The 26,473-nt window shown below is 61.0% G+C and carries 29 protein-coding genes, 1 tRNA gene and 1 pseudogene; 21 read left to right on the forward strand and 10 right to left on the reverse strand.

Annotated elements, in window-relative coordinates:
- Positions 1-2 precede the first annotated feature (2 nt).
- The 3 genes from arsC to CG51_RS05535 are packed head-to-tail and all read right to left on the reverse strand — an operon-like array spanning position 3 to position 1,743.
- The gene (arsC, locus tag CG51_RS05525) at positions 3-359 is read right to left on the reverse strand and encodes an arsenate reductase (glutaredoxin) (RefSeq protein WP_035742803.1); all 357 of its coding nucleotides are present in this window, start codon (positions 357-359) and stop codon (positions 3-5) included.
- Positions 350-1,408: a quinone-dependent dihydroorotate dehydrogenase gene (locus tag CG51_RS05530; RefSeq protein WP_035742806.1), complete on the reverse strand. Its 1,059-nt coding sequence runs from the start codon at positions 1,406-1,408 to the stop codon at positions 350-352. The genes arsC and CG51_RS05530 overlap by 10 nt, the downstream gene beginning before the upstream one ends.
- The gene (locus tag CG51_RS05535; protein ID WP_035707778.1) at positions 1,405-1,743 is read right to left on the reverse strand and encodes a DUF952 domain-containing protein; all 339 of its coding nucleotides are present in this window, start codon (positions 1,741-1,743) and stop codon (positions 1,405-1,407) included. Before CG51_RS05535 ends, CG51_RS05530 begins: the two co-directional genes overlap by 4 nt.
- 162 nt (positions 1,744-1,905) lie before the next feature.
- Between CG51_RS05535 and CG51_RS05540 the strand changes: the two genes are divergently transcribed.
- Positions 1,906-3,480, forward strand: coding sequence for a bifunctional metallophosphatase/5'-nucleotidase (locus CG51_RS05540; protein ID WP_035742809.1), 1,575 nt, complete (start codon positions 1,906-1,908; stop codon positions 3,478-3,480).
- Positions 3,481-3,741: 261 nt separating this feature from the next.
- Positions 3,742-3,815, forward strand: a tRNA-Gly gene (locus CG51_RS05545).
- Between the two features lie 246 nt (positions 3,816-4,061).
- On the opposite strand, the gene CG51_RS19945 is transcribed toward CG51_RS05545, so the two are convergent.
- Positions 4,062-4,790 carry a hypothetical protein gene (locus CG51_RS19945; RefSeq protein ID WP_143413042.1) on the reverse strand — a complete coding sequence of 243 codons (729 nt, stop codon included), beginning with the start codon at positions 4,788-4,790 and terminating at the stop codon, positions 4,062-4,064.
- A 727-nt stretch (positions 4,791-5,517) separates the two neighbouring features.
- Here CG51_RS19945 and CG51_RS05560 point away from each other — a divergent pair.
- From CG51_RS05560 to CG51_RS05595, 8 genes are read left to right on the forward strand one after another with little or no spacing between them, the layout of a single operon-like run.
- Entirely contained in the window at positions 5,518-6,720 is a 1,203-nt protein-coding gene (locus CG51_RS05560) for a CaiB/BaiF CoA transferase family protein (protein WP_035742816.1), read from the forward strand.
- A 3-nt stretch (positions 6,721-6,723) separates the two neighbouring features.
- Entirely contained in the window at positions 6,724-7,884 is a 1,161-nt protein-coding gene (locus CG51_RS05565) for an acyl-CoA dehydrogenase family protein (RefSeq protein ID WP_035742818.1), read from the forward strand.
- Positions 7,885-7,924: 40 nt separating this feature from the next.
- On the forward strand, positions 7,925-8,299 hold the full coding sequence (locus CG51_RS05570; RefSeq protein ID WP_143412902.1) for an acyl dehydratase: 375 nt from the start codon (positions 7,925-7,927) through the stop codon (positions 8,297-8,299).
- Entirely contained in the window at positions 8,292-8,726 is a 435-nt protein-coding gene (locus CG51_RS05575) for a MaoC family dehydratase (RefSeq protein ID WP_035742821.1), read from the forward strand. Before CG51_RS05570 ends, CG51_RS05575 begins: the two co-directional genes overlap by 8 nt.
- Complete coding sequence (locus tag CG51_RS05580; protein WP_035742824.1) at positions 8,723-9,652, forward strand: dihydrodipicolinate synthase family protein; 930 nt, start codon at positions 8,723-8,725, stop codon at positions 9,650-9,652. The genes CG51_RS05575 and CG51_RS05580 overlap by 4 nt, the downstream gene beginning before the upstream one ends.
- Complete coding sequence (locus tag CG51_RS05585; RefSeq protein WP_035742826.1) at positions 9,652-10,557, forward strand: dihydrodipicolinate synthase family protein; 906 nt, start codon at positions 9,652-9,654, stop codon at positions 10,555-10,557. The genes CG51_RS05580 and CG51_RS05585 overlap by 1 nt, the downstream gene beginning before the upstream one ends.
- Positions 10,554-10,841 carry a DUF4286 family protein gene (locus CG51_RS19440; protein WP_084695052.1) on the forward strand — a complete coding sequence of 96 codons (288 nt, stop codon included), beginning with the start codon at positions 10,554-10,556 and terminating at the stop codon, positions 10,839-10,841. The genes CG51_RS05585 and CG51_RS19440 overlap by 4 nt, the downstream gene beginning before the upstream one ends.
- Before the next feature lie 32 nt (positions 10,842-10,873).
- Complete coding sequence (locus CG51_RS05595; protein WP_233141349.1) at positions 10,874-11,791, forward strand: LysR family transcriptional regulator; 918 nt, start codon at positions 10,874-10,876, stop codon at positions 11,789-11,791.
- Between the two features lie 158 nt (positions 11,792-11,949).
- Here CG51_RS05595 and CG51_RS05600 read toward each other — a convergent pair whose 3' ends face one another.
- The gene (locus CG51_RS05600) at positions 11,950-12,627 is read right to left on the reverse strand and encodes an HpcH/HpaI aldolase family protein (RefSeq protein WP_269845386.1); all 678 of its coding nucleotides are present in this window, start codon (positions 12,625-12,627) and stop codon (positions 11,950-11,952) included.
- A 264-nt stretch (positions 12,628-12,891) separates the two neighbouring features.
- Here CG51_RS05600 and CG51_RS05605 point away from each other — a divergent pair, with 264 nt between their 5' ends.
- Genes CG51_RS05605 through hydA form a run of 4 tightly spaced genes read left to right on the forward strand, consistent with a single transcriptional unit; the run spans position 12,892 to position 17,173 of the window.
- The gene (locus CG51_RS05605; protein WP_084695054.1) at positions 12,892-13,449 is read left to right on the forward strand and encodes a TRAP transporter small permease; all 558 of its coding nucleotides are present in this window, start codon (positions 12,892-12,894) and stop codon (positions 13,447-13,449) included.
- 1 nt (position 13,450) lies between these two features.
- The gene (locus CG51_RS05610) at positions 13,451-14,731 is read left to right on the forward strand and encodes a TRAP transporter large permease (protein WP_035742831.1); all 1,281 of its coding nucleotides are present in this window, start codon (positions 13,451-13,453) and stop codon (positions 14,729-14,731) included.
- Positions 14,732-14,772: 41 nt separating this feature from the next.
- The gene (locus CG51_RS05615; RefSeq protein WP_233141351.1) at positions 14,773-15,708 is read left to right on the forward strand and encodes a TRAP transporter substrate-binding protein; all 936 of its coding nucleotides are present in this window, start codon (positions 14,773-14,775) and stop codon (positions 15,706-15,708) included.
- A 55-nt stretch (positions 15,709-15,763) separates the two neighbouring features.
- A complete protein-coding gene (gene hydA / locus CG51_RS05620; RefSeq protein WP_035742834.1) occupies positions 15,764-17,173 on the forward strand; it encodes a dihydropyrimidinase in 1,410 nt (469 codons plus the stop codon).
- A gap of 154 nt (positions 17,174-17,327) precedes the next feature.
- Here hydA and CG51_RS19060 read toward each other — a convergent pair whose 3' ends face one another.
- From CG51_RS19060 to CG51_RS05640, 4 genes are read right to left on the reverse strand one after another with little or no spacing between them, the layout of a single operon-like run.
- Positions 17,328-17,990, reverse strand: a complete 663-nt coding sequence (locus CG51_RS19060; protein WP_051930080.1) for a GntR family transcriptional regulator — start codon at positions 17,988-17,990, stop codon at positions 17,328-17,330.
- Positions 17,990-18,424 carry a MaoC family dehydratase gene (locus CG51_RS05630; protein WP_035742837.1) on the reverse strand — a complete coding sequence of 145 codons (435 nt, stop codon included), beginning with the start codon at positions 18,422-18,424 and terminating at the stop codon, positions 17,990-17,992. Before CG51_RS05630 ends, CG51_RS19060 begins: the two co-directional genes overlap by 1 nt.
- A complete protein-coding gene (locus CG51_RS05635; protein WP_051930082.1) occupies positions 18,421-19,563 on the reverse strand; it encodes an acyl-CoA dehydrogenase family protein in 1,143 nt (380 codons plus the stop codon). The genes CG51_RS05630 and CG51_RS05635 overlap by 4 nt, the downstream gene beginning before the upstream one ends.
- 41 nt (positions 19,564-19,604) lie before the next feature.
- The gene (locus CG51_RS05640; protein WP_035742842.1) at positions 19,605-19,970 is read right to left on the reverse strand and encodes a tautomerase family protein; all 366 of its coding nucleotides are present in this window, start codon (positions 19,968-19,970) and stop codon (positions 19,605-19,607) included.
- A gap of 108 nt (positions 19,971-20,078) precedes the next feature.
- Here CG51_RS05640 and dapA point away from each other — a divergent pair, with 108 nt between their 5' ends.
- From dapA to CG51_RS05670, 6 genes are read left to right on the forward strand one after another with little or no spacing between them, the layout of a single operon-like run.
- Positions 20,079-20,954, forward strand: coding sequence for a 4-hydroxy-tetrahydrodipicolinate synthase (gene dapA / locus CG51_RS05645; RefSeq protein ID WP_035742844.1), 876 nt, complete (start codon positions 20,079-20,081; stop codon positions 20,952-20,954).
- Positions 20,955-20,988: 34 nt separating this feature from the next.
- Entirely contained in the window at positions 20,989-21,963 is a 975-nt protein-coding gene (locus CG51_RS05650; protein WP_035742847.1) for a TRAP transporter substrate-binding protein, read from the forward strand.
- 48 nt (positions 21,964-22,011) lie between these two features.
- Complete coding sequence (locus CG51_RS05655; protein WP_035742850.1) at positions 22,012-22,530, forward strand: TRAP transporter small permease; 519 nt, start codon at positions 22,012-22,014, stop codon at positions 22,528-22,530.
- Positions 22,530-23,816: a TRAP transporter large permease gene (locus tag CG51_RS05660; RefSeq protein WP_035742853.1), complete on the forward strand. Its 1,287-nt coding sequence runs from the start codon at positions 22,530-22,532 to the stop codon at positions 23,814-23,816. Before CG51_RS05655 ends, CG51_RS05660 begins: the two co-directional genes overlap by 1 nt.
- Before the next feature lie 11 nt (positions 23,817-23,827).
- Positions 23,828-24,235 carry a DUF3830 family protein gene (locus CG51_RS05665; RefSeq protein WP_035742856.1) on the forward strand — a complete coding sequence of 136 codons (408 nt, stop codon included), beginning with the start codon at positions 23,828-23,830 and terminating at the stop codon, positions 24,233-24,235.
- A 4-nt stretch (positions 24,236-24,239) separates the two neighbouring features.
- Positions 24,240-25,703, forward strand: a complete 1,464-nt coding sequence (locus tag CG51_RS05670; protein WP_035742858.1) for a class I adenylate-forming enzyme family protein — start codon at positions 24,240-24,242, stop codon at positions 25,701-25,703.
- Between the two features lie 78 nt (positions 25,704-25,781).
- Here CG51_RS05670 and CG51_RS05675 read toward each other — a convergent pair.
- Positions 25,782-26,096: pseudogene (locus tag CG51_RS05675) on the reverse strand (transposase); the annotation flags it as partial.
- 78 nt (positions 26,097-26,174) lie between these two features.
- On the opposite strand from CG51_RS05675, the gene CG51_RS05680 reads away from it, so the two are divergent.
- Positions 26,175-26,473 (forward strand): hypothetical protein (locus tag CG51_RS05680; protein ID WP_035742860.1); only part of this gene is annotated, 299 nt, incomplete at its 3' end.

A 26,473-nucleotide genomic window follows, 5' to 3' on the forward strand; every position in this document is an offset into this window, starting at 1 on the left:
CCTCAGGGAGTGAGGACATCCAGCACGGCTTCCGCCGGGCGGCCAAGGACGGCGCGGGTCTCGGAAAAGACGATGGGGCGTTCGATGAGAATGGGATGCGCCACCATCGCGGCGATCAGGGCATCGTCGTCACTCGCCTCCGTCAGCCCGGCATCGCTCCGCGCGCCTTCCTTCCAGCGGATGATGTCGCGGGGGGCGCGGTCGAGAAGCGAGAGCGCGGCGCGGAGTTCGGCCTCGCTCGGCGGTTCGTCCAGATAATTCCGCACCACGGGCACCACGCCGTGTTCCTCCAGCAGCGCGAGCGCGCGCCGCGATGTGCCGCAACGCGGATTGTGCCAGATCGAGATGGTCACAGCCACCGCTCCCTTCCGGTTCCGACGGCCTCCGCCACAGTGGCGAAGCCATCGCGGAGAAGCCGCTCCTCGATACCGCGGACGAGTTCTCCCACGAGCGACAGTCCTCCGAAGACCAGGCCGGTGTAAAGCTGAACCGCGCTTGCCCCGGCCAGAATCTTCTCATAGGCCTGATCGGGAGTGGAAATGCCGCCGACGCCGATCAGCGGCAGCCGCCCCTCCGTCGCCCGTGACAGGCGGGCCAGAACCCGGGTGGACCGCTCGAACAGCGGCGCGCCGGACAAACCGCCCGCCTCTCCCCGTGCTGCGCCACCAAGCCCGTCGCGGGAGAGGGTCGTGTTGGTGGCGATCACCCCGTCGATACCTGAGGCGAGCGCGACGGCGCCGATTTCGCCGATTTCATCATCGGTGAGATCTGGGGCGATCTTCAGGAATACCGGCACCCGCCGCGACAGCCCGTCCCGAACCTCCAGCACACCCGCGAGCAGCGATTCGAGCGCGGCGCGCCCTTGAAGATCACGAAGCTTCTCGGTGTTGGGGGAGGAGACGTTGACCGTGGCAAAGTCGATCCATCTGCCCGTGGCGGCCAGCACTTCCGCGAAATCCTGCGCCCGGTTGGCGCTGTCCTTGTTGGCGCCGAGGTTCAGCCCGATCACTCCCCGCTCCGGCCGGGCGGCCAGCCGGGCCGCGATGGCAGCAGCACCTTCGTTGTTGAAGCCGAAGCGGTTGATGACGGCGCGGTCCTGCGGCAACCGGAACAGCCGGGGGCGGGGGTTGCCGGGCTGCGGGCGGGGCGTCGCCGCGCCGACCTCAATGAAGCCGAACCCCGCGCGGGTCAGCGGTTCGAGCGCGGTCGCGTTCTTGTCGAACCCGGCGGCAAGGCCCACTGGGTTGGGCAGGTCGATCCCGGCAAGGCTGGTGCGGAGCCGGGGAGACGTGATCTCCCCCGGCAGGGCGACCAGCCCCGTACGGAGGGCCATCAGCGACAGGCCATGCGCCCGCTCCGGGTCCAGCCGCGTGAGCAGGCCAAGGCCGAAGGACTCGTACCGGTTCACAGAACTCCCTCCGGGAAGATATGCCCGGTGGCCCCGAGCGGCAGGGACTTGTCCCAGACCACATCCGACAGCCGGAGCGGCCGATAGAGATGCGGAAAAAGCGCGCCGCCCCGCGACGGCTCCCATTTCAGGTCCGCTCCCAGAGGCTCGACGGAGACGGCGACCAGCACCAGATCGCTTTCCTCTGCGAAATGGCGGGCGGCCGTCTCTCCCACCTGCGTGGGCGTGGAAAAATGGATGAAGCCGTCCGCCACATCCACGGGCGCGCCGTGGGTGACACCTGCGGCGCGGAACGCATCCCATTCGGGGCGTCGGAAAATCTTCAGGATCAGCATGGCCGGGTGATGCCCTCACTCCGTCACCCGGTCAAGGAGAACGTGTGCCGGTCGGACGTGGCTTGGCACCGGAGCCGCACCGGGATGGCCCGCGGGCGCGAGAAACTTTGACAGAGTCGCCGCCTCTCCGCAGACTGTGGGCATCCGCAAAGGGAGAACCGCATGTTGGTCCGTCTTCTCGCCACGGCAGGGGTGCTTGCGCTCAGCGCCGGGGCTGCTTCTGCCGAATACACGCTCACGATTCTGCATATCAACGACTTCCATGCCCGGTTCGAGCCGATCAACGGGTCCGATTCGACCTGCGGGGAAAAGGATGCGGCGGAGAACAAGTGTTTCGGCGGTATCGCCCGTCTGGTCACGGCGGTAACGGATGCACGGTCCCGGACCGCCAACTCGCTGCTGCTTGATGCGGGAGACCAGTTTCAGGGGAGCCTGTTCTACAACCATTACAAGGGCAAGGTCTCGGCCGAGTTCATGAATGCGCTCGGCTTCGAAGCGATGGCGGTAGGTAACCACGAATTCGACGACGGCCCGCCGGAACTTGTGCATTTCCTGGACGAGATCCGCTTTCCGATGGTCATGGCCAATGCCGACCTGAGCCGGGAGCCGCTGCTGAAGGGCCGTATCGCCAAATCGGTGGTGGTGGAGAAGGAGGGCGAGAAGATCGGGATCATCGGGCTCACCCCGCGCGACAACCCGGAACTGGCCAGCCCCGGGCCCAACATCATTTTCACGCCGCCCGCCGAGGCAGTGCAGGCGGAAGTGGACACGCTCACCGCGGCAGGCGTGAACAAGATCATCGTGCTCAGCCATTCCGGCTATGAGGTGGACAAGCAGATCGCGGCAGAGACAGCCGGCGTGGACGTGATCGTGGGCGGCCACAGCCATACGCTGCTCTCCAGCACCGACCCTGCCGCCGCCGGGCCCTATCCAACGATGGTGAACGGCGTGCCGATCGTCACGGCCTATGCCTATGGCAAGTATCTCGGGGAGCTGACGGTCACCTTCGACGATGCGGGCAAGGTGATTTCTGCTTCGGGTGCGCCGCTTCTGCTGGACGCCGCGGTGGCGGAGGATGCGCCCGCGCAACAGCGGCTGGCCGAGCTTGCCGTTCCGTTGGAGGAGCTGAAGGCCCGTGTCGTGGCGGTGAGCGAGGCGCCGATCGACGGCTCCCGAGATCACTGCCGTCAGCGGGAATGCGAGATGGGCACGCTCATCGCGGATGCGCAACTCGATCGGGTGAAGGATCAGGGGATCACCATCAGTCTCGTCAATGGTGGCGGTGTGCGCGCCTCCATCGATGGGGGCGATGTGACGATGGGGGAGGTGCTGACGGTGCTGCCTTTCCAGAACACGCTCGCCACCTTCCAGACCAAGGGCGCGACTGTCGTCGCCGCGCTGGAGAACGGCGTGAGCCAGCTCGATCAGGGGGCCGGGCGCTTCCTGCAGGTCGCCGGGCTGAAATATGCGTTCGATCCTGCGCAACCGGCGGGCAGCCGCGTAAGTGACGTGCAGGTGCGGAACGGCGAGGGCTGGACCGCGATCGACCCAGCGGCCAGCTATGGTGTCGTGGTCAACAACTACGTCCGCAGCGGTGGCGACGGTTTCGCCATGTTCACGCACGATGTCGCCAATGCTTACGATTTCGGACCGGATCTGGCGGATGTGCTGGCGGAGTATCTGGCGAAGGCGGGGCCGTACAAGCCTTATACCGATGGGCGCATCACGCGGAAATAGCCGCACAGCTGCATGGGAACGGTGGATGTCTCCGGTCCGGCTTCGCGCTGCTTTCCCGCTGGCGAGGTTCCTTCTGCCCCAGAGCGAGCGGACGGAATACCGCTTGTCCGCGGCGGCGGGTTCTCTGTCAGGCTACGAACCTGCCGGGTGCCCGCGATATCCAGTCGGGCCCTGGCGCCGGTTTGGATAGGCTTTCTCGGGGAATGCCAGACTTCACCCTTGAGCACCCCGCCGCTGGATGCTATCTCTCGCCCCGCGCTCGCGGGTATGGTGTAGTGGTAGCGCCTCAGCCTTCCAAGCTGATGGGGCGGGTTCGATTCCCGCTACCCGCTCCAACGTGCCTGTTGATGGGCATATTTTTCAATGACTTCCGTGACTTACTTGTCCCCCCGGTGCACATTCCGGCACACACGGGGCATACATGTGACTCGTTTTGAAGAACGTTGAGCGGACCAGATCAGGCAGTTGGCAATATCGGCGCAGTTCCTGTTGAGGTTGGGGGCTCGTATTTTTGCGTAGTTTTTAGATGGTCTTTAGCGCTTCAGCCGAAAGTACCTCGCGGATTGAGAGGGGCTCCCCCCTTACCTTTTGAGATAGACCTCCCTAGTCCGCTGGAGGGCAATGGACAGGCGGCTGGAGAGGCTTCGACCGTTTGCGACTTCGTCACGGCAATAACGGAGCAAGCATTCGCCCAGCAATATCGAAGCAATGGCCGCTTCCTCTAGACACGCCTTCAAGAGCTCGATTTGCTTAATCGGCCCTGAATGGATCAGCCCTTGACCGTCCCTCTTTAGGTCGAGTGCGAACGGAGTGGGATGAGTGAGCTGCGAAAGGCGATCATAGTGGGCCTTCCGCTTCATCTCAAAGAACCCGTCGCGATCATCCAAAGCCTTCCGGATCGACAAGGGAGCATAGGTCCGCTTGACCGTTCGCGCATCGGCCTTAAGCCATGCTTCTGGGCGACCCGGTTCTGACATGAGAAAGCTAATGAGAAAGGAAGTCTCCAGAAGATCGCGGGCGAACATTACACTTCCCGTGAAGATTCCGGACATTGCAGAGCGAACGCATTGAGACAGCCCATCAAACGACCGCAAGAAGAGACCGCAAAGCGCATGATGACGCTCACCCTCTGGTGCATTTCGTCTGACCATCTCGACGCAGTCCATATATGCCTCAACGAGCTCAAGATGATCTTGCAGATACGCATACTCGGGTCGAGAAATTACCTCCTCTGCCCACTCTTGCACAGGATCATCGCCACGCCAAAGGCGTTTCAAATTATCAGGAATGACGGGCTTCAATTTCGGCATCGGCTCCACTTCGAGCAATCCCCCGCCAAGCTACACAGTTATCGCACCGGCGCTACTCCCAACACTCCTGTGTGTTGCTCGCCATTGCCGTTGTGGGGCTAAAGTAGCCTCGTCTTGCTCGCTTCCGCGCGCGGTTGGCCCGGGCACACCTAAAGGTATCTCTAAGCACACACGGCAGATCGGTACCGGGCGTCAGCATGGATGTAAGTAATTGATAATAGGTGTTAATGTCTAAATCGGCTCAGTTCGATTTCCTATGGGTCATGTCGGAGTTCCCCTCCTGTACATGTCTGACCCGCATCAAGGTACATTGAGCAGGCCATACGGGCGAGCGGCGATATCCGTTCAGGTTTCCAAAGCTGTCTCGATCCTGTTCATCTGACGCGCGCGGATTTCGTGATGCCGCCCGGTTGGACGTGTCGAGCCTCGGGGAAAGGCAAGACTGCTTGAACTGGCAGGGACGGTGGGCGCCATCGGTGTCAACGCCCGGCGTGACCAATAGTCATCCCGCCTTGTGGTCCTCGGGCCTCAAACGATTGTGGCGACGCGTTTTCGCCCAATCTTATCGCCTTTATCGCGGAACCGTTCCGCTCTCCCTCGCTCTGACTTGCCGTGAGAACTAATTGTCAAACAAATTTTCTACCCGGATATTATCATAGATAGCTATATTCCAGACCGTCTGCCCCGCGTCTAATCTACGGCCAAAACGGATCAGCAGGGGATCGACATGGGCGCGTTGGACGGAATCACTGTTCTCAGCTTCAACCACTTTTTATCTGGACCTGCGGCGGCGCAGTTTCTTGGTGATATCGGTGCGGATGTCATTGCGGTGGAACCGCTGAATGGCGCCTTTCAGCGCAACTGGGCGGTCGGCAACCGCTTTGTCGACGATACTAGCGTCAATCATATGACCACGGGTCGCAACAAGCGCTCGATCGCCGTTGATCTGAAGTCGCCCGAGGGGTTGGCAGCTGTGCGCCGCCTGATCGCCAAGGCCGATGTGGTGATGGAAAATTTCCGGCCCGGTACACTGGAAAAGCTGGGTCTATCCGAAGCGGCGATGCGTGAGATCAATCCTCGCCTGATATACGCCGCGACAACCGGTTATGGGGGTGATGGACCCTATCGGGATCGCCCCGGTCAGGATGTGCTGTTGCAGGCGATGTCGGGCCTCGCCGCCCATACTGGCAGCATGGAATCAGGCCCGGTCGCGATCGGATCGGTCCCTATAGACCATCATGCTGCCGCGCTGACCGTCGCAGGGATTCTCGCGGCACTTTTTGAACGTGAGCGGACCGGCAAGGGCAAGCGGATCGAGGTCAACATGCTGCAGGCGGCACTGGATCTACAGGGAGAATCGATCACCGCGTGGATGAACGGCGCTGACCGCGCCGGACCGCGCGGGCAGGCTGGCATGGCCAACTGGTTCAGCCCCGCCCCTTACGGAATCTACGCGGTCAAGGATGGACATGTGATGATCTCCATGTCCACGCCCGCCGATCTGGCTCGGGCGCTGGGATTACCGGCTCTGGCCGGGTTCACCGAAAAGGACGGTTTCGACCGACGCGGCGAAATCTCGGTCATCGTGGCGGAAGGTATGGCCGGATTGACGGCCGGAGAAGCGCTGGACCGGCTGGCTGCCGCAGGCGTCTGGCACGAACTGGTGCGCGATTACGACAGCCTACGTGACAACCCGCAGGCCCGGCACCTAGGCGTATTCATGGACATGCAAACGCAGGCCGGCTCCGCCATGACGCTGCTGTCGCACCCGATACGCTATGATGGGGTGCTGCCCGCTGTGCGCATTGTTCCTCAACCGCTGGGTGGGCAGACCCGCGAGGTGCTGGCCGAAGCAGGCTTTGAGGATGATGAAATCGAGTCGTTGCTGGCCGCGGGTGCCGTGGCGCAGACGAGCAGGATGCGGGGCTGAACGATGGATTTCTCGATCTCTGACGATATGAAGATGGTGACCGAGGCTGTGGGCCGCTTCGTCCGCGAAAAGGTCCAGCCCTTGGAGCAGGAAACCGAGGACAACGCTCGTATCCCGCCTGACCGGCTGGCCACCGTCCGGGCCGAGGCGCAGGCGCTCGGCTTTTATGCGATGAACATGTCTGAAGCCGTAGGGGGCGCGGGGCTTGGCGTGCTGGACATGTGTCTGGTCGAGGAGCAACTGGGCCAGACCTCTGACGCGCTGATCCGGCGAGTCTTCGGTCAGGTCTATCCAATGCTGGAACGGTTCGAGGGTCCGCTTCGCGACAAGTATCTTTATCCGACGGTCAAGGGCGACAAGATCTGTGCCATGGCGATCACGGAACCTGGCGCGGGGTCGGATGCGGCAGCGATCAAGACGCACGCGCGGCTGGAGGGTGACGAGTGGATCCTGAACGGCACCAAGCATTTCATCTCCGATGGCGATATCGCTGACTACATCATCGTCATGGCGGTAACCGATGCCGGAAAGGGTGCACGGGGTGGGATCAGCCTGCTGATCGTGGACAAGGACACAGCCGGTTTCAGGGTCACGCGCAATCAGCCGATGATGGGTCATCGCGGGTATGGCCATGCGGAACTGACCTTCGATGACGTGCGCATCCCCCGCGACAACGTGCTTGGACCCGTGGGCGAGGGCTTCCGGGTAATGATGGCCAATGTCGGAGGCATTCGTCTGGGCCATATCGGCGCGCGCGCAGTCGGTATGGCCAGCCGTGTGGTGGAGATGATGCGCCAGCATGCGGCCACCCGTCAGCAGTTCGGACAGCCGATCGGGGATTTTCAGATGGTCCAGCAGATGATCGCCGATAGTGCGATGGAGATTTTCGCCACGCGCATGATGGTGCTGAACACGGCCTGGGAACAGGATCACGGAATGGACCCACGTGACAAGGTGTCGATGGTCAAGGTTCAGGCGTCCGAAATGCTGGGCCGTGTGGCCGATCGCGGGATCCAGGTGTTCGGCGGCTATGGTTTCACCAAGGAACTGCCGTTGGAGCGCATCTATCGTGATGCCCGCGTGACCCGGATTTACGACGGTACGTCGGAGGTGCATCGGATGCTCGTTGCCCGATCCGTCATCAAGCGTGGCCTAAGCCTTTAGGAGCCCGAACATGGAACAGTTTCCCCCCGCCGGCCGGTCGATGACCTTTCGCAAGACGATGACAGTTGCCGAACAGGGCTTTTTTACCGGGATTTCCGGCAATATGAGCCGGGCGCACGTCGACCGGGTCTATGCCCGGGATCAGGGAATGTCCGACATGCTGGTGTTTGAGTTGGCCGCCGCCAGCCTATTCACCACTGCCTTCGGCAGGTTGGCCGGACCGGGGTTCCGGCTTGGCACCATCCAGCTGGACTTTTCGCGGGCGCTGCCGGTCGGCAGTTCCCTGGCCGCCACCGCCACCGTCGCCCACGGAGGGACGGATGGTGTGACGTTCGATCTGTCGGCCACGGTTGATGACATCGAAGTCATCACCGGCAAGGCGTTTCTGGTGCCGCTGGAATCCGCCGATGTATGATATCCGCAATATCGACGAATTTGCCGTCGGTGACCGGGTGTCGGTGAGCAAAACTGTGACCGAGGCCGACGGCGCCATGTATATAGCCGCGACAGGGGATTTCGGTCCTGTCCATGTCGACGAAGGCTATGCCTCCACCACGCGGTTTGGCGAAAGACTGGCGCCGGGAATTCTCGTCGCCGGTATCTGCACCTCGATCCTGACAGCAGAACTGGTGGGCACGGTGGGTGTGTCGATCCGGGACTGCTTCTGGTTTACCGGAGCTGTCCGGTATGGGGACACGCTGACCTACGAAATCTGGCTTTCTGCCATCGACACCGACAACCGCACCGTCGACTGGCAGGCATCGGCCACAAACGAAGACGGCGTCGAGGTGCTCCGCGCCGACGCCACCCTGAAATTCCCCAGAAGGAAAGTCGTATCATGATCACGGGCAAGGATCTGGGCGGTATCACCGTCGCGACCGTTCTCCCCTTTCACGAGGATGGTGCTATCGACTGGGCCGGTTACGAGAATGTACTGGCTCATTGTGCCTGCCCCGACACGACCGATTGTGTCTTCGTGAACGGTCATGCCGGCGAGGCAACGGCACTGACGGAGGCGGAGCGGGCTGAGGTGATCCGCCGCACACGCGATCACATAGGCAAGGACCGCCCGCTCCTCGCGGGGGTGGTTCCGACGGGCTATCCCGAAGCACGCGCCCAGGCAGAAGCCGCACGTGAGGCGGGGGCCGACGTGGCGGTTATCTTCCCGGCCGAGGCTTTGGGCGGTGGCAATGCCAGCACGGCGGCGGGCATCCGTTTCATGGAAAAACTGGCGGATGATCTGGATGACATGCCGCTCTCAGTGTTCCAGTTTCCAATTGCCTCGGGCTTCGGCTTCTCCACCGATGTGTTGGCCAGGATGGCGGAGATTCCGCAGGTCGTGGCGATCAAGGAAGGCTCGGCCACCATTCTCGCCTATGATGAGAACCGTCGCGCGATCAAGGCAGTCGCCCCGGATGTTGCGGTCTTGCCGTCGAATTTCCATTTTTTCTTCGCGCAGCTCGCGGTCGGCGGAGACGGCATCCTGTCGGGGCTGGCCAGTCTGGTACCGGGACTGCTTGCCGACCTGTGGAAGGCGTCGCAAGCGCAGGATCTGGCCGCCATGCGCGAAGCCAATGAACGGCTCTATCCAGTCGTGCGCGCGATCTATGGCCCGGCGCCAGTCGTAGACATGCACACCCGGATGAAGGACGGGCTACGGCTGATGGGGGTCATCGGTAATTCGGCGCCCCGTCTGCCCCTGCTGCCGCAATCGATCGAAGTGGTCGAGGGTGTGCGCGACGCCCTCGTCTCTGCACGGGTCCTGTGATGAACGGTGGCCTTTACGCAGCGACGATCTGTCCAATGAGACCGGATGGGGCGATCGACATCGCCGCGCTTGAGGCGCATTTCGCCGCTGTGCTCAGCACGCCGGGACAGGATGGCTTGCTGCTGAATGGCCATGCCGGCGAAGGCATCTTCCTGTCGCAAGCCGAGCAAGTGCAGAACATCCGTACCGCGCGCACCGTTGGGCCAACGTCCCGCATTCTGGCTGCGGTCAGTGCCGAATCGACTGCACAGGCCACATCGGATGCGCAGGCGGCGCTTGGCGCTGGGGCCGATGCGATCATGGTCTTTGCGCCTTTCTCATGGGCGCTTGGCGTTGATCCTCGCGCAGTGGTGGCTCATCATCGCGCCATCGCCGACACGACGGGCGCCCCCATCTATCTGTTTCAGGGCGCTGTCGGACGGCTACATTATGCGCCCGACATACTCAGGACGCTGCTGGAGATCGAAACGGTCACGGGTATCAAGGAGGGCAGCTGGGAGGTTAAGGCCTATGAAACCACGCGGCGCGTCACTAAGGGCATGCGCCCGGATGTCGCGGTCATGGCTTCGGGCGACGAACATCTGTTCGCCTGTTTCCAGATTGGCAGTGATGGCAGCGCTGTCAGCCTTTCTGCCGTAGTGCCGGATCTGATCGTTACACTGGATCAGGCTGTTCGCAGCGGCGATTCCGCCCGCGCGCTGCGGATCCACAGCGTGCTGTTCGATTTTGCAGCGCTTGTATATGCGGCACCCGGCCATCTGGCCGCTGCGCGGCTCAAGGCCTGTCTGGCAGCGCTCGGTCGTATTCCGCACGACGCCTGTCGGGCGCCGACCCCGCCAATTCCATCCGCCGAACGTGCCGCCCTGATGGCTGCGCTGCGCCCCTGCCTGGAGCTTGTCCTGTGACCTCACTGCAATCCCATATCGTCTTTGTCGATATCGACCCTGAACACGAAGACGCCTTTAACGACTGGTATGATAACGTTCATCTGCCACAGATCCTGAACTGTCCGGGCTGGCTGGCTGGACATCGCGAAAAATGCCTTGAGGGTGGTGCCCGCCACGTCGCAATCTACACAATCACTGGCCCCGAGGTCTATGAAACCCCCGAGTTCAACGCTATCAAAGGTTTTGGGCCATTCGCCGATAAGGTCCGCAATTTTCACCGGGTCCGTCTGACACGCAGTTGATGGCGGTGCAGATCAGGGAACGCGTCCGGAACATGCTGAACCTGCGACAGCTTGAAATCCTGCGTGCGGTCGTGCAGTTCCGTACCACGGTCGCTGCCGCCGAGGCGCTCGGCATGTCCCAGCCGTCGATCTCGAACACGATCCGCCATATAGAGACCATTCTCGGATTTCCGCTGTTCGAGCGCCAGTCGAACCGGCTGATGCCGACCGAGGAGGCGCTCATCCTGCTTGAAGAATCCGAACCTTTGTTCCTTCTTCGGGATGCGGTGAACCAGCGCGCCAACGATTTGCGGATGGGGCGCATCGGCCGGATCCGCATTGCTTCGACCGCCGAGATTTCCGAGGCGGTTCTACCTCGTGTTATTGCGGATTATGCGAATCAATATCCGCAAATCCAGATTTCGCTGGAAACCCGGCCGCTGGACAGCGTTTTGCAGGTTGTTGAAAACGGGCTGTCGGATGTGGCTTTCGTTATTTCCGCCTATGATCGGCAGGCTCTCGACTTTGAACTGATCGCCGAGCTGCGCGCCGTCTGCATCTGTCCTTCGGATAATCCGCTCGCTGCGCTAGAGGTCGTAACGCCGCGTGATCTGGAGGGGCACCCGTTGATCGGGCCGCGAACCGCGAACCGCGTGGGCATGATGATCGCCGACAGTTTTCACGAATGCGGTATGGATTACCGTCCTGCCATCGAGACACGCTTCATGAATGCAGCCGCGCGCATCGTGGCGGAGGGGTGGGGTGTCGCGGTGGTTGATGAACTATCCGCCCATACCGCCTTGCGGCCGCATCTCACGGTGCGTCCCTTCCAGTCCAAGTTGCGCTTCAATCTTGTCGCGGCGACGCTGAAGACCAAGGCGCTGTCGCGCCAGACGCGTCGGCTTATCAAGGCTTTCCATGATCGGGTTGAGACGCAGCTCGACGAGATGCACACAGCGTCTGCACCCTAGCCGGATGCTGAACAGTTCTGAAGCGTCATGCCTATGTGCCGGAAATCGGAAAATCGGCGCGGAAACGCCCGGGGGTGTATAGAACTCCGGCTGGATTTCGTCCGATGGCAAACGATTTCCGCTTCAACACATGTCAGAAAGCCTTTTTCAGTATCCTGTTAGTTACAGAATCTGCCAATCGCGGTCGCTCCACCCTCAATCATGAGGTTGGTGTCGTTGGTGGCCACGATCCACGTCGCATCGGGCGCATGACTTTTGACCAGATGCGGAGGCAATCCCATAACGCCGAAATCCTTGCCATGATGCGCCGCCGCCTGTGCGACCCGGTGAAACGCGGCGCGCATGTCGGTATGATCGGGTTGTCCTCGCAGGCCCAACCCATCCGCAAGATCGTTGGTCCCGATCACCAGCAGGTCGATCCCCTCCACCGCCGCGATCTCGGGTGCCGCCTCAAGCCCGGCTGCGCTTTCGATCATGGCCGCGATGATGACATTGCGACCAGCATCTTCGCAGAACTTCACGGCCGGCAGGAGCGCATAGTCGAGCGCGGGTAGGGGGGCAGGCAGGCTACGTTTACCAAGAGGCGCAAAGCGACAGGCTCGGACGATCCGGCGCGCGTCTTCGGCGCTGTCGACATGCGGCACGATGAGGCCGCTTGCACCGCAATCCAATACGCGCGCGAGATCGGCGGAAGCTGGTCCGCTTACCCGACCCCAGACGGGATAACCCGCCGCGATACCGGAGGCTGCGATTTGGCCTAGTGCATCCATCCCCAGCGGCCCGTGTTCCATATCCACGAGACAAAAATCGAATCCAGCACCGCGTGCGAGCAGCACAGCCTCAGCGCGTCCAAGCAGACAAAAAGCGATACCAAGATGCTTATTTTTAGTGCAATCGGTCATTATCTGGTCACCTCGATCTGGCTTTGCTATCTGTGCATAGCCGCTGATTGCCGGGATTATTGGTTGAATCGAGGCAGTAAATAGTCGCTATCAGCCTATTTATAGTCCTGTGTCTTCTGGAAAGCCCGTTTCCCAATAAACCTAGCCCGGCAAGAGCGCGAATGCGCCAGAAACCCCGACAGGTCGAAGGAAGCACGGATGGCACATCCATCTCTAACGGACATACCTATTACGACGCCTGCTGGGCTGCTGGTCAGGCTGGGCTGCGGCACGCTGTGGTTGCTGCGCCGCGTCGTCGACATCGCCGTACTGGCACTGTTGGCCTATATGGCCTCGGCGATCTTGGCGCAGGTCATAGGCCGCTATTTCTTCAACTATTCCATCGCGTGGACCGAAGAGACCGCTACTTTCGCGCAGGTCTGGCTGACGCTTTTGGAGGCCGGGGTCGCAATGCGATACAACCAGCATGTCGGCGTTGACTTCCTGATCCTCAAGGCGCCCCTGCCAGTGCAGCGGCTGGTAAACGGCCTGGCTTTCCTGCTGGGGCTTTGGTTTCTTGCGGTGGTCGTCGTCGGATCGATGGGGATGCTGTCCATCGGCATGATGGTCAAGTCGCCCGCCCTTCGCCTGTCGATGGCCATTCCCTATGCGGCGCTGCCGGTAGGGTTCAGCTATTTCCTGATCGAATTCGCCATTGCCATGCTTCCGCGCGTGCTGCGCCCGGGTCAGACAGCAACCGTGCGGCAGGAGGATTGATATGGCCATCGCATTCTCCGGTTTTTTCCTCCTCCTGGTCTCTGGTATCCCGATTGTCCTCGCCCTCGGGATTGCCGGTCTGCTGGCGATCGAGCTGACAACCAGCGCGCCGGTGTCGATCATTGCGCAGCGTATCTATGGAGGCATCAGTTCTTTCACACTGATGGCGATACCGTTCTTCGTGGTTTCGGGCCTGCTGATGGAGGCCGGTGGTATTGCCCGCCGTTTTGTCGGACTGGCCGAGGCGCTGGTCGGTTGGATCACCGGCAGCCTATATATGGTCGCCATTGTGACCGGCACCGGCCTTGCGGCGATTTCGGGATCGGGCTCGGCCGACACCGCCGCCATAAGCGCCGTCATGGTCCCCGAGATGAAGAAGCGCCGCTACGACATAGATATGGCGGCTGCCGTCATCGCGGCGTCGGGTGCGCTCGCCTCGATCATCCCGCCGTCCATCGTGATGATCGTGATTGCAATCACTTCTAATCAGTCCATCGGAGCGATCTTTCTGGCGGGGGTGGTGCCGGGCGTCATGATAACGACTTTTCTGATGGCCGGCTGCTGGGTCTATTGCCGCAGCCAAGGCGAGATTTACCGGGATTCGCAGGCTTTCACGCTGGCCCGGCTCTGGCGCAGCTTCAAGGAGGCCGCGCCGGGATTGCTGGTCCCGGTCATCGTGGTAGGCGGCATCGTCGGGGGCGTATTCACCGCGACCGAGGCGGCCTGTGTCGCCCTGTTCGCCACGCTCGCCATCACCACTCTGATATATCGCGAGATTACGTTGCGCGATCTGCCGCGCATCGCGCTGCGCGCCATCAGCCTGTCGGCTACGGTTCTGATCATCGTAGCGACCGCCAGCATCTTCACTTGGGTCATCGCGACCGCCGGCGTCCCGGCTCTTCTGCGGGACTGGCTGACTGGCATTACGCAGAGCCCGTGGGTGTTTCTACTGATCGTCAATCTGCTGCTGCTCGTCGTCGGCATGTTCATGGAAAGTATCTCTGCGGTGCTTATCCTGCTGCCGATCCTTACTCCTATTGCGCACAGCTTCGGCATCGATCCCGTGCATTTTGGCATCATCGTTTCGCTGAACCTGTCTATCGGGCTGATCACCCCCCCTTACGGTATCTGCCTGTACGTCGCCGCCAGCGTCGCGGGGCGCCGGATTGAAGAGGTCACCCGGCGCGTATGGCTACCACTCGGTGCCATGCTGGTTGTACTGGCGCTTGTCACATATGTTCCGGCCGTCTCCTTGTGGCTGCCGAACGCTCTGATCCGATAACAAAACCAACAGGGAACAAGATGAAAAAGATACTTGCTTCGGTGGCAGCGTTGGCGCTGCTGGCCGGTCCGCTGGCTGCTCAGGACTATACCTTCAAGATCGGCCATACCAATGCCGCAGCTGAGGTGCAGAACATGGGCCTCGAAAAGATGAAGGAGTTGCTTGAGTCCAAGACGGACGGCGCTGCGACACTGGAGATCTATCCTGGTGGTCAGCTTGGGGACGAGTCGCAGTTGATCGAGGGAGTGATGCTGGGCAGCGTCGACATGTCGATGACCTCAAATTCTCTGCTTTCGAACTACGTGGAGGATTACAAGGTTTTCGACATGCCCTTTCTGTTCCCGACGATCGCCGGGCTGGGTGAGAAGATCGACACCCACTGGGATATGATGGAGGCATCCGCCAATGCCGCGGGCCTGCAGCTGCTGGGAGTATACTCTTCGGGTGTTCGTCATCTGATGTCCAAGAAACCCATCGAGACGATCGGTGATCTGGCCGGGCTGAAAATCCGTACCATGCAGAATCCCGTGCATGTTGAGGCGTGGCGCTCCTACGGAGCAAATCCTACCCCGATGTCCTATAGCGAGCTCTATGGCGCCTTGCAGTCTGGCGTGGTGGATGGGGCAGAGGCTGCATCAACCGGTTACGATGGGATGAAGTTCTATGAGGTGGCACCCGATTTTGCTTTGATCGGCTGGCTGAACATGGCGGCCCCGGTGGTGATGCAGAAGGCGGCCTATGATGCGCTGCCTGAAAACATCCGGACTGCGCTGATGGAATCTGGTCGCGAAGCTGCCGCTTGGGAGCGCACCTATGTGGAGGAGCAGGAGCAGCCGCTGATCGAAAGGTTCAGGGAAGCCGGTGTAAACATTACCCGACCCGACCCAGCCCCCTTCCGCGAAGCGTCCCGTCCGCTTTATGAAAGCCAGCTGACCACCGACGGTCAGAAGGCGCTGCTGAAGGCAATGACTGAGTAATGCGGCGCGGCGCCCCTCTCTGCGCCGGGGGCGCTGCACGACAAAGGAATTGGATATGCTCGATACCGCGATCCGCAACGCGACGATCATCACAGCAGGTGACCGCTATACCGCTCAGATCGGGATAAAAAACGGTCGCATCACCGCGATCGCCGAAGACGTCGGCCCCGCGGCGGAGGAGATCGATGCCGCCGGCATGTGGGTCATGCCCGGGGGCATCGACGCCCATGTCCATTTGGAGCAGCCGCAAGGCGAGGACGTGGTCATGGCGGATGGTTTCGAAAGCGGCACCCGCTCGGCGGCAGCGGGCGGCACGACCATGGTGATGCCTTTTGCACTCCAGCAGAAGGGCCAGTCCTTGCGTGAGGTCGTCGAGGCCTATCACGCAGCGGCGCGGGGCAAGTGTTACGTCGATTGTTCGTTTCACATCATCATCACTGACCCGACGCCCAGTGTTCTGGGCCAGGAACTGCCGGCGCTGGTCAAGGCAGGCTACACATCGTTCAAAGTCTTCATGACCTATGACGACATGGTTCTTAATGACGCGCAGCTTCTGGACGTGTTTGACGCTGCACGTCGTGAAAGGGCGATGGTGATGGTTCACGCCGAGGGGTATGACGCCATCCGCTACATGACCCGCAAGCTGGAGGAGGCGGGCCGCACCGCGCCGTATTACCATGCCGCCTCTCGCCCCGAGAGCGTCGAGCGAGAGGCGACGCACAGGGCCATCAGTCACGCTGAATTGACTGATGTTCCGATTATGATCGTCCATGTCTCTGGCCGGGAACCGATGGAGCAGATCCAATGGGCCAAGCGGCGCGGGCGGAATGTCTATGCCGAAACCTGTCCGCAGTACATTGCGCTGACCGCAGATGACCTTAAAGGTCTGAACATGGATTTCGAAGGGGCGAAGTATGTTTGCTCCCCACCCCCGCGCGATGCCGACAGTCAGACGGCGATCTGGGAAGGACTTCGAGACGGGACTTTCGACATCTTCTCCTCAGACCATTGCCCGTTTCGTTTTGAAGACCCGATGGGAAAGAGCCTTGAACGCGGGCGCACCTCGTTCCGCTGGGTGCCAAACGGTATTCCTGGAGTCGAAACGCGCCTGCCACTCCTATTTTCCGAGGGTATATCCAAGGGCCGCATCAGCGCGGAGCGATTTGTGGCCCTGACAGCGACGAACCCCGCAAGGTTGTTCGGAATGTATCCGCAGAAGGGAACCATCGCTATTGGCGCAGATGCCGATCTGACGCTGTGGGATCCAGCGCGGAAGATAACAATCAGTCAGTCGCTGATGCACCATGCCTGTGATTACACGCCCTATGAGGGGATGGTTGTGACGGGCTGGCCGGTACGAACGATCCTGCGGGGCCGTACGATCATGCTGGATGGCGAGGTTACTGGTACACCGGCGGGGGCATATGTTGACCGCGGCATCAGCGGTGCGTTTGGCGGCGCCTGAAAGGCTATTGCAGTATTCGTCACGCGGTCTTGCTTGGAGCGGAAGGCCGATATTCGGCCCGAAACGTGTCGGAACACTTTGTTTTCGGGTCGCTGGTGGCAATATGAGCCGGGTGGTGATTGCAGCGCAGGTTTGAAATATCGGCGGCAACCCGCTAGCCCTCCGGGGCGATCCTCGAAACCAGGTCCTCCATCATCGCGGCATTTTGCATCCGCAAGATCGCCTCCGCTGCGACGGAATCGTGGCGTCGCAGCGCGTCTATTAGCATCTGCATCTCGTCCGCCATTACCCGCCTGCGGCCTGCCCCGTAGCCATAGCTGCGCCGGAAGGCGAATATGATGTCCCATCCGTGGAGAAACACCCTGAGCGCCTCTCGGTTTCCGCCATATTCGACCAGCCGCGCATTGAAATCCCTGTTTACACGGATCGCCTCTAAATCCTCATGGCCCTCAATGTGCCCACGGTAGTCTTGCGCCAGCTTCTCCAGAGCGCGGATGCGTTCGAGGGTAAGCGAGGCCATACCGCGCCTGACTGCACAGATACGCAGATCCGTGTTCAACTCGAACAGGTCAGTGATATAGGCCCGGTTGAGCCGGCGTACGGTCGCCCCCCTGTTCGGCTCGATTTCCACAAGTCCTTCACCTTCGAGCTTCCGTAAGGCCTCGCGCAGCGGCATCGTCGAAAAGCCAAGACGGTGCGCCAGTTCGGCCGTCTTTAGGCGTTCGCCCGGGCCAATCTGGCCCGACAGAATCGCCTCCCGGATCAGGCGAGTGGCTTGGTCTGTCGAGTTCTCCACAGTGTCCAGCGGCTCGCCCATCACCCGCGTATCCGGATCAGCGAAACATGTTCGGCGTCCATAACGACGTCCGCGCCGCGCATCAGTCGTACTGCCTCGGTCACAACGCCACGGCCCCGGCTTTCCCGCTTGGCGACGAAGTCCATTTCGACATGCACGATGTCGTTGGCCAGCAGTGGCGTGCGGAAGCGGACCTTGTCCCACCCCAGCGATGCGATGGAGCTTTCATCATAAAGGTGCAGTTCCGTCTTCAGCCCTTCCATCAGTGCAAGCCCGTAAAGACCATGCGCGATAATGCCGGGAAATCCGGCGCCACGGGCATAGGCGGCATCAGTATGCAGCGGATGATGATCACGCGTCAGGCGGCAGAAATCGGCGATGTCCGTTTCGGTGATCCGGTGGACCGGGGTAGTATAGGATGCCCCCGTCTGAACATCTTCGTAAAACAAGCTCATGCGTACTTCTTTCCGACCTGTCGGGCGATAATCATCCGCTGGATCTGGTTTGTGCCTTCATAGATCTGCGACAGGCGCACGTCACGGAAAAGCCGTTCAACCCGGTATTCTTGCGAATAGCCGTTACCACCGTGGATTTGGAGCGCGTTGGAAATATGCACCTGCGCCATGTCGGTGGTGAATAGTTTGGCCTGTGCCGCTTCGAGCGCGATGGGCTGACCGGCGTCGTAAAGCCGGGCGGCATGTTGAATGAGCAGGCGCGCTGCAGCGATGTCCTTGGCCATGTCCGCGATCATGAACTGGATCGCCTGGTGTTCAAAGATCGGTTTGCCGAATTGTTTGCGGTCATGGGCATAGGCGATGGCGTCCTCCATGCCCGCCTGCGCCATTCCAAGCGCCATCGATGACATCATCAGCCGCGAGAAGTTGAAATTCTCCATTGCCATTTTGAAGGCACCGCCCTCGGGGCCGATAAGATTGCCGGCGGGAACACGGACGCTGTCAAAGGTGATCACGCATTCGGCAAGCCCGTGCATGCCAAGCAGTTCTTCGGATTTGCCGCGATAGACTCCGTCGCGGTCCGTCTCGACGAGAATGCAGGAAATGCCTTTGGCACCCGCTGCCGGGTCTGTCTTTGCAAAGACGATCACAACGTCGGCGATCTGCCCGAAGGTGACCCATGCCTTTGATCCGCTGATCACATAGTCATCGCCATCACGCCGCGCCGTGGTCGTCATGGCCGCGACGTCTGAGCCGCAGTCTGGCTCCGTGACGGCGGTCGCTGAGATCACGCTCCCGTCGAGCAGGCCAGGGATCAGCGCCTTATGCTGCTCACTGCCGTGGTGGTTTAGAAACAGCACCGCCTCGACCGGAATCGCGAAGGCATTACCCACCGCTCCTGATCCACGCGCGATTTCCTCCATCACCAGACAGGCGGTCTGAGCGTTCAGCCCGGCTCCGCCCGCCTCCTCTGGCAAAGCCACGCCGAACAGGCCCAGTTCCGCCAGCGCCATATAGATATCGCGGGGAAAGGCATCCTGCCTGTCTATCCGGGCGGCCGCGGGGGCGATGACATCCTCTGAAAGTCTGCGCGCGGTATCCCGGACCATGCGCTGCTCATCGGTCATAAACTGATCCAAAATACTCTCCTGATGGTGATAATCGATATTTATGGCTGAGGTCAGGCAGAGGGCATTCCGGCGTGAAATGCATCCTGAGGTGCGCGGTCGATGAAGTAGATGACGATGCTCGTCGGGTCTGTTTCATAAGCGGCGGCGACTGCGTCGGTCATCAAGCGTGCCGCCGTTGCCTTGGCTTCCGAATCGCGGGGGAAGGCGTGGACTTTTATAAAAATGCGGAATTTTTCCGCAAGTTTGCCGTGCTTTCCAGCATGGCCATAAGAATAATCAGGGCTCGAATTATAATAGCAGGTCACGATTTCCGGCTTGATCGCGAAGGCTTGGCACAGACTATCAGTCATGCCACGCGTCGCCGCGGCGCGTATTCCCTGCTCAGGGGCTGAGTCGGTGATTTCGATGAACGGCATGGGTGTCCTATGATTCCTGAGACCTTGAAATATGATCTGATATATAATTGTTGACTTAATATAAGATCATATCAAGGCTGATTTCGAGCAAGTTGATTGAGGTGCTATATGACGTTCCGCGGCAGCTATACGGTTTGCGTGACTCCCTTCGATGATCAGGGGCGCGTGGACCTGGCCGCGCTGCGCTCCTACGTCGATTGGCAGATCGACGAGGGCGTGCACGGCCTGATCCCGCTGGGCAGTACGGGTGAATTCCTGTCCCTGACACGCGATGAACGCGGGGCAGTGGCGGAGACTGTCATTCAGCAAGCCTCCGGCCGGGTGCCGGTTTTGATTGGCACCGCGGCCGAATGGACCGATGAGGCCGTGGAGCTTAGCCGTGAGGCGGAGAGCATTGGTGCAGATGGCGTCATGCTTGTGCCGCCTTATTATTCCTCGCCGACCGATGCGGAACTGATCGTTCACTTCACCGCCGTGGCCGAGGCAATCGGTATTCCGGTGATGCTCTACAACAACCCCTTTACTGCCAATGTCGACCTCTCGGCAGCGCTGGTCGCGCGGTTGTCCGAGGTGGAGAACATCAGCTACATCAAGGATACGTCCAAGAACGTCCACCGCGTTACCGAACTGCTCCAGGCATGCGACGGACGCATGACGGTCTTCGCAGGCTACTACCCTTGGGAAAGCTACCTCGCCGGAGCTGAAGGCTATTCCTCGGTCATGTCGAACATTTCGCCAGCATTATCGGCGCAGACCTTCACTGAAACGGTGGATGGGGATGCGCGCCGTGGCCGCGACCTCTATATTCGCTCGCTGCCGCTGATCAATGCCCTTGCAGGCGATCTCTATGTTTCAGCCACCAAAGCGGCAATGCGGATGATCGGGCGGCCAATGGGCGATCCGCGGGCGCCGCGCTTGCCGCTGCCCACCGAAGCGGAAGCCCGCCTGCGCAGCATATTGCGCGAGTTGGAATTGATCGGCTGAACCAACAAATCAAAAATCAACAGGGAAAACGACGATGAAACTAAGCAGCCTCGCCTTGTGCCTTGCCATGGGTGTCACGCCCGTCACGCCGGTCTTCGCCCAAGACATAACGCTGAAGGCCAGCCACAATGCCAGCGCAAACGAACCTTATGGCGTGGGGCTGCGGAAGATGGCCGAGTTGCTGAAGGATGCAAGCGGTGGCAAGGCGACGATACAGGTTTTCGACAATGCTGTGCTCGGGGATGAAATGGAGAGCATCCAGGGCACTCAGATTGGAACCGTAGACATTGCCGTGACCGCCAATGAGACGCTGGCAAACTTCGTGCCGGACATGTCGGTCTTCAGTTTGCCATTCCTGTTCAGCGATGCTCGGCAAATGGATCGCGCATTACAGGAACCGACCGTGATCGGCGAGACGCGGGAGTTGTTGAGGGAGCAGGGCTTCCACCTGATCACCTTCTTTTCGGCGGGCACCCGCCACATCATGACCAAGAAGCCGATCGAGAAGATGTCGGATCTGCAGGGTCTCAAGATCCGAACCATGCAGAACCCGGCCCATGTCGATACCTTCAAGGCCTTCGGCGCTAATCCTACTCCGCTGGCCTATACCGAGCTTTATGGCGCGCTGGAAACCGGCGTCGTGGACGGGGCTGAAGCTGCCAACACGAATTTCTACGCGCAGAAATTCTACGAGGTCGCGCCTGACTGGGCGATGGTCGGCTGGCTGGAAGTGGTGGCCCCAGTCATCATGGGCGAGGCGCAGTATCAGGCATTGCCTGATGACGTGAAAGCCGCACTCGATGAAGTCGGCAAGGAGGCAGGTGCGTTCCAGCGGCAGACCTATCGCGACAGCGATGCTGCGCGTGTCGCCGATATCGAGGCCGCTGGCGTGACCATCAGTCATCCTGACAGTCAGCCCTTTCGCGACGCAGCCCAGACCGTCAAGCAGAACTACCTCAGGACGGATGTTCAGAGAAAGCTGTTCGAGCGGATTGAGCAGGTTGAGTGAGTGGTCATCCTTGCCGAGGGTGCGGGCCGTCAGGCTTGAGGAGAGTGTATGATCAGGAATGCTCTCGAACGCGTCTGCCTCGCGCTGCGCGGCCTCGCTTCGGTGATCGTCGTGCTGTTGTTTGCGGTAATGCTGGTCGCGGTGCTGGTGCAGGTCGCCGGGCGCTATCTGTTTAACTTCCCGATTGCGCCTGCAGCCGAGATCGCGACGTTCAGTCAGATCTGGCTGGTGCTTCTGGGCGCAGGCGTGGCCGTGGCGCGCGGTCAACACGTGGCGATCGACGTGCTGCCCTCCCAGTTGCCGCTACCGGCGGCGCGGGTTGCCCTGATCGGGATCACACTGGTTTCGGCCACGTTTCTGGCGGTGCTGGGCTATGGTGCGTGGCCATTGATGCGGTTGGGGCAGTTCCAGACATCGCCGTCCCTGCGCATCCCGATGATCTACATGTACGCATGCCTCCCGGTCGGCGCCGCCTACATGATCGTGGAGCTGCTGCTGTCGGTCATTCAGCGCTGGAACGATCCGTTTCCGCCGCCTAGCGTCGAAACCGAAGAGGAAGCCGTCTGATGGTCGTTATTGCTTTCGCCTTCGCCCTCTTTCTTGCGATTGGTGTGCCCGTCGTCTTCGTGCTGGGAGCCTCGGCAGTTCTGGCGCTGGTGACGACCACAAGCGTGCCGCTGACGATCGTTAGTCAGCGGGTCTTCGCGGGGCTGAACACGTTTACCCTCATGGCGATTCCGTTCTTCGTCTTTGCCGGGGTCATTATGGATGCGGGTGGCATCTCCCGTCGGATCGTGGCTTTTGCCTCGGCGTTGATCGGCTGGATCGTTGGCAGCCTTTACCAGGTTTCCTGTGTCGCCGCAGCGGGACTTGCAGCCATCTCGGGGTCTGGATCGGCTGACACGGCAGCGATTTCCGCGATTATGCAGCCCCAGCTGCGGCGGCGCGGCTATAACGTGGATTTCGGCGCGGCACTGATCGCCTGCGCAGGATCTCTGGCGCAGGTCATCCCCCCCAGCCTGACGATGGTCATCATGGCGGTGGTGTCGAACGTTTCAATCGGCGCGCTGTTCGTTGCGGGCATCGTTCCAGGGTTTCTGTGCATCCTGCTGCTGATGGTTTGCGCATATTTCTTTGCCCGGAAGGGAGGGGACGCCTACTATGAGACTGAGCCCTTCACCATAAGGCGCCTTATAAGGGCAGGCTGGGCCGCGCTTCCCGCCGCCGGGATGCCGGTTTTGATTCTGGGGGGTATTCTTGGCGGAGCTTTCACCCCGACGGAGGCTGCTGCGGTCTCGGCCTTCTACGGCTTGCTGGTAGGGTTGTTCGTCTACCGCGAGCTGAAGCTCACACAACTCCCGGGCCTGATCCTCCGCACGGCTTCTCTGTCGGCGGCGGTAATGCTCATCATCGGCACGGCCAGCGTGTTCTCATGGCTGATCGCCAATGCGAACGTTCCGCAGATTCTCGGCGAATGGCTGCTTTCGGTGTCTTCCAGCCCATGGGTCTTCCTGCTGATCGTGAACCTGCTGTTGCTGGTCGTAGGCATGTTCATGGAAACCATCGCCGCGATCCTGATCCTTGTCCCGGTGCTGGCGCCCATTGCCCATCAGCTCGGCATAGACCCCGTCCATTTTGCGCTTGTTGTGGTGATGAACTTCGCCATCGGCACCGTGACACCGCCCTATGGGGTGTCGCTTTTCGTGGCGTCCAGCGTAGCCGGACGAAGCGTGCTGCAGGTGACACGCAGGCTGGGGCTCCCCTTGCTGGCGATGTTCGTCGTGCTGATTGCCGTTACCTATGTCTCGGACATGTCGCTGTTTCTGCCGCGGCTGTTTGGGCTGATCGAATGAAGGAAATCGGAATGCCCTTGAAAGTCACTATCGCTGGTATCGAGTTCGACGCGCGTTTTGAGGATGCCGCGCCGAAGACCGTTGCTGCGTTCCGCAAGCAACTGCCCTATGTCAGCAAAGTCGTTCATGTCCGCTGGAGCGGCGAAGGCGTCTGGATCCCGCTGGGAGAAGAGGATTTCGGCCTGGGTTATGAAAACCATACCAGCTATCCTGCGCCGGGACAGATGATCCTGTATCCAGGCGGCATCAGCGAGACGGAAATTCTGCTGGCCTATGGCGGGGTTCATTTCGCCTCGAAACTCGGCCAACTGGCGGGCAATCACTTTCTGACGCTGACTTCCAACCTCGACAAGCTTGCCCAGATCGGCCCGAAGGTGCTTTGGGAAGGCGCGCAGGATATTCGGGTCGAGGAAGTCTAACGCCATGGTCCCGTCCAAACGTCAAGCCCTGAGCTATCCCGCCAGACTTTGTGCCCTCGCCGCTGAGCGGGGGGAGGCAGAGGCCGTGCGCTTTCTTGCCCGCGACGGTTCGGAAACGGTGACGTCCTGGCAGGAGCTGAGCACCATGGTGGACCGGCTGGCGCGGAGCCTGAGCGATCGCGGGATCGGGCAGGGCGATGTCGTGGGTATTGCGCTGGGCAACGTGGTCGAGCATTTAGCGCTGGTAATCGCCGTCTGGCGCGTCGGCGCCACCACGCTGGTGATGGATCCTTCCATTACCGCGTCCGCGGCGGCCGCTCTGGTCGCGCGTAGCGGGGCGCGGCTTGTCGTCGGCCTGGATCTGCCGGTGCAGGAACTGATGGCTGCCGATCCCGGTGCGCCCCTCCCGGACCGCGTGTCTTGCCCCGCTAAGATCGTACTGTCGGGAGGCTCGACCGGGGTTCCGAAAATGATGTGCGATCACCGCCCGCATGTCCGGGTGCCCGGGCAAAGCTGGGGCCGCATAGCTCCTGCATTGGGCTTTCGGGCCGATCAGGTGCAACTTGTTTGCGGAGCCATGTCACATAATGCACCCCTGACATGGGCGCAGAATGGGTTGTTCGAGGGCAACCGCATCGTTCTGATGGAGAAGTTCCAAGCGGAACGGGCACTGGAGGCAATCGACCGTCTGGCGGTCGGCTTCGTAATGCTCGTCCCGACGATGATGGTTCGCATGCTGGATGCCGACCGCCGCAATTCAGCGCGGTTAGACAGTCTGCACACACTCTATCATACGGGAGCACCTTGCGCTCCGTGGCTCAAGCAAGCGTGGATCGACCGCCTCGGCGCGGCGCGTGTCTCCGAAATGTATGGCTCGGGTGAAAACACCGGCCAGACGATTGTGACTGGCCCCGAGTGGCTGGCCCATCCCGGTACGGTGGGGCGCGGCTTTGAAACGGATATACGGATCCGTGACGCGGCAGGGCAAGAAATGGCCGCCGGTTTCCCGGGTGAGATTTTCATGCGCCCGTGGGATCCGGGCAGCCGCAGCGAGTATATCGGCCCGGATGCTCCCCGTCCGCGCCGTGACGCCGAAGGTTTCCAGAGCATCGGCGATTCGGGTTGGCTAGACACCGAAGGTTATCTTTACCTGTCGGGTCGCTGTGACGATGTCATCAACAGTGGTGGCGCCAAACTGCATCCCGAAGGGATAGAGGCCGTGCTGTTGCGCCATCCGGATGTTCTGGATGTGGCGGTGTTCGGAGTGGCCGACAGAGAATGGGGTGAGCGTGTCGCAGCCTCGGTGGTTGCGCGGCCCGGCGCGGTACTCAGTCCCGCGGATCTGGATGTCTTTGCGCTTCAGCACCTGACGCGGGAGGAAGCCCCGAAGGAATGGCACCTTGCTGACGCATTACCGCGAGACGGTTTTGGCAAACTCCGCCGCCGCAGCCTGAGACCGTCAGCCTGAGACTAAGGATCGGATCGAAGCAGGCACGCGGCGAGGATCGGTACGGGGAAGCGCAGGGAGGCCGATCATGGCGGGTCGGGTGAGAACCCAGACCGGATCGATCCAAAGACCTACAAACCACCGGAGCAACAGATTATATTGCATCTGTTCCATCAGCTGAAGCTCAGACCGGATGGAAAACAGGATCTGGATCAGGCTGGCCCGGATCAGCCGCTCCGGCGCAATCGAGGGGCGGACGAAGTCAACGTAAACGGCGTCGAAATCCGCGTTCAGGCTCGTCAGGGCGTCATTCGCAACCTGTCGGCTCTTGCGCAGCGAGTGATGCGCAGGGATCTGCTCCTCCAGATCGACATAGCTGAACAGCGAACCGGTCGCCTCGTCCGTGCCCCGCATCCCACACCCCGTCGTCGCACGGCAGAACGTGAATCATGTTCCAGAGGCGGCGTCGAGACGCGACTAAATCAGCAGCCTGTGAACACGCTGCGGGAGACGCGTGCGGCAAAGGTCGCGGAGATGCGCGGCCTTTCGGACGCGGCGCTCGCAGCCAATCGCGACCTGGACGAAGGTGAACGCCGGCGCTTCGATGCGCGGGAGGGTGAGGTGCGCGGCCTCGCCGGCCGGATCACCGATGCCGAGAAGATCGCCGAGTTCGAGCGGTTCGAAGCCTTGGACGAGCGCGTGTCCGGGGCTGACATGTCGCGTGAGCTGCGCAGCTATAGCGTGGCGAAAGCGCTCTCCGAATGCAGATTCCGAGGTTATCCGGCCAGGCA

The organism is Haematobacter missouriensis (assembly GCF_000740775.1).
GTDB lineage: Bacteria > Pseudomonadota > Alphaproteobacteria > Rhodobacterales > Rhodobacteraceae > Haematobacter > Haematobacter missouriensis.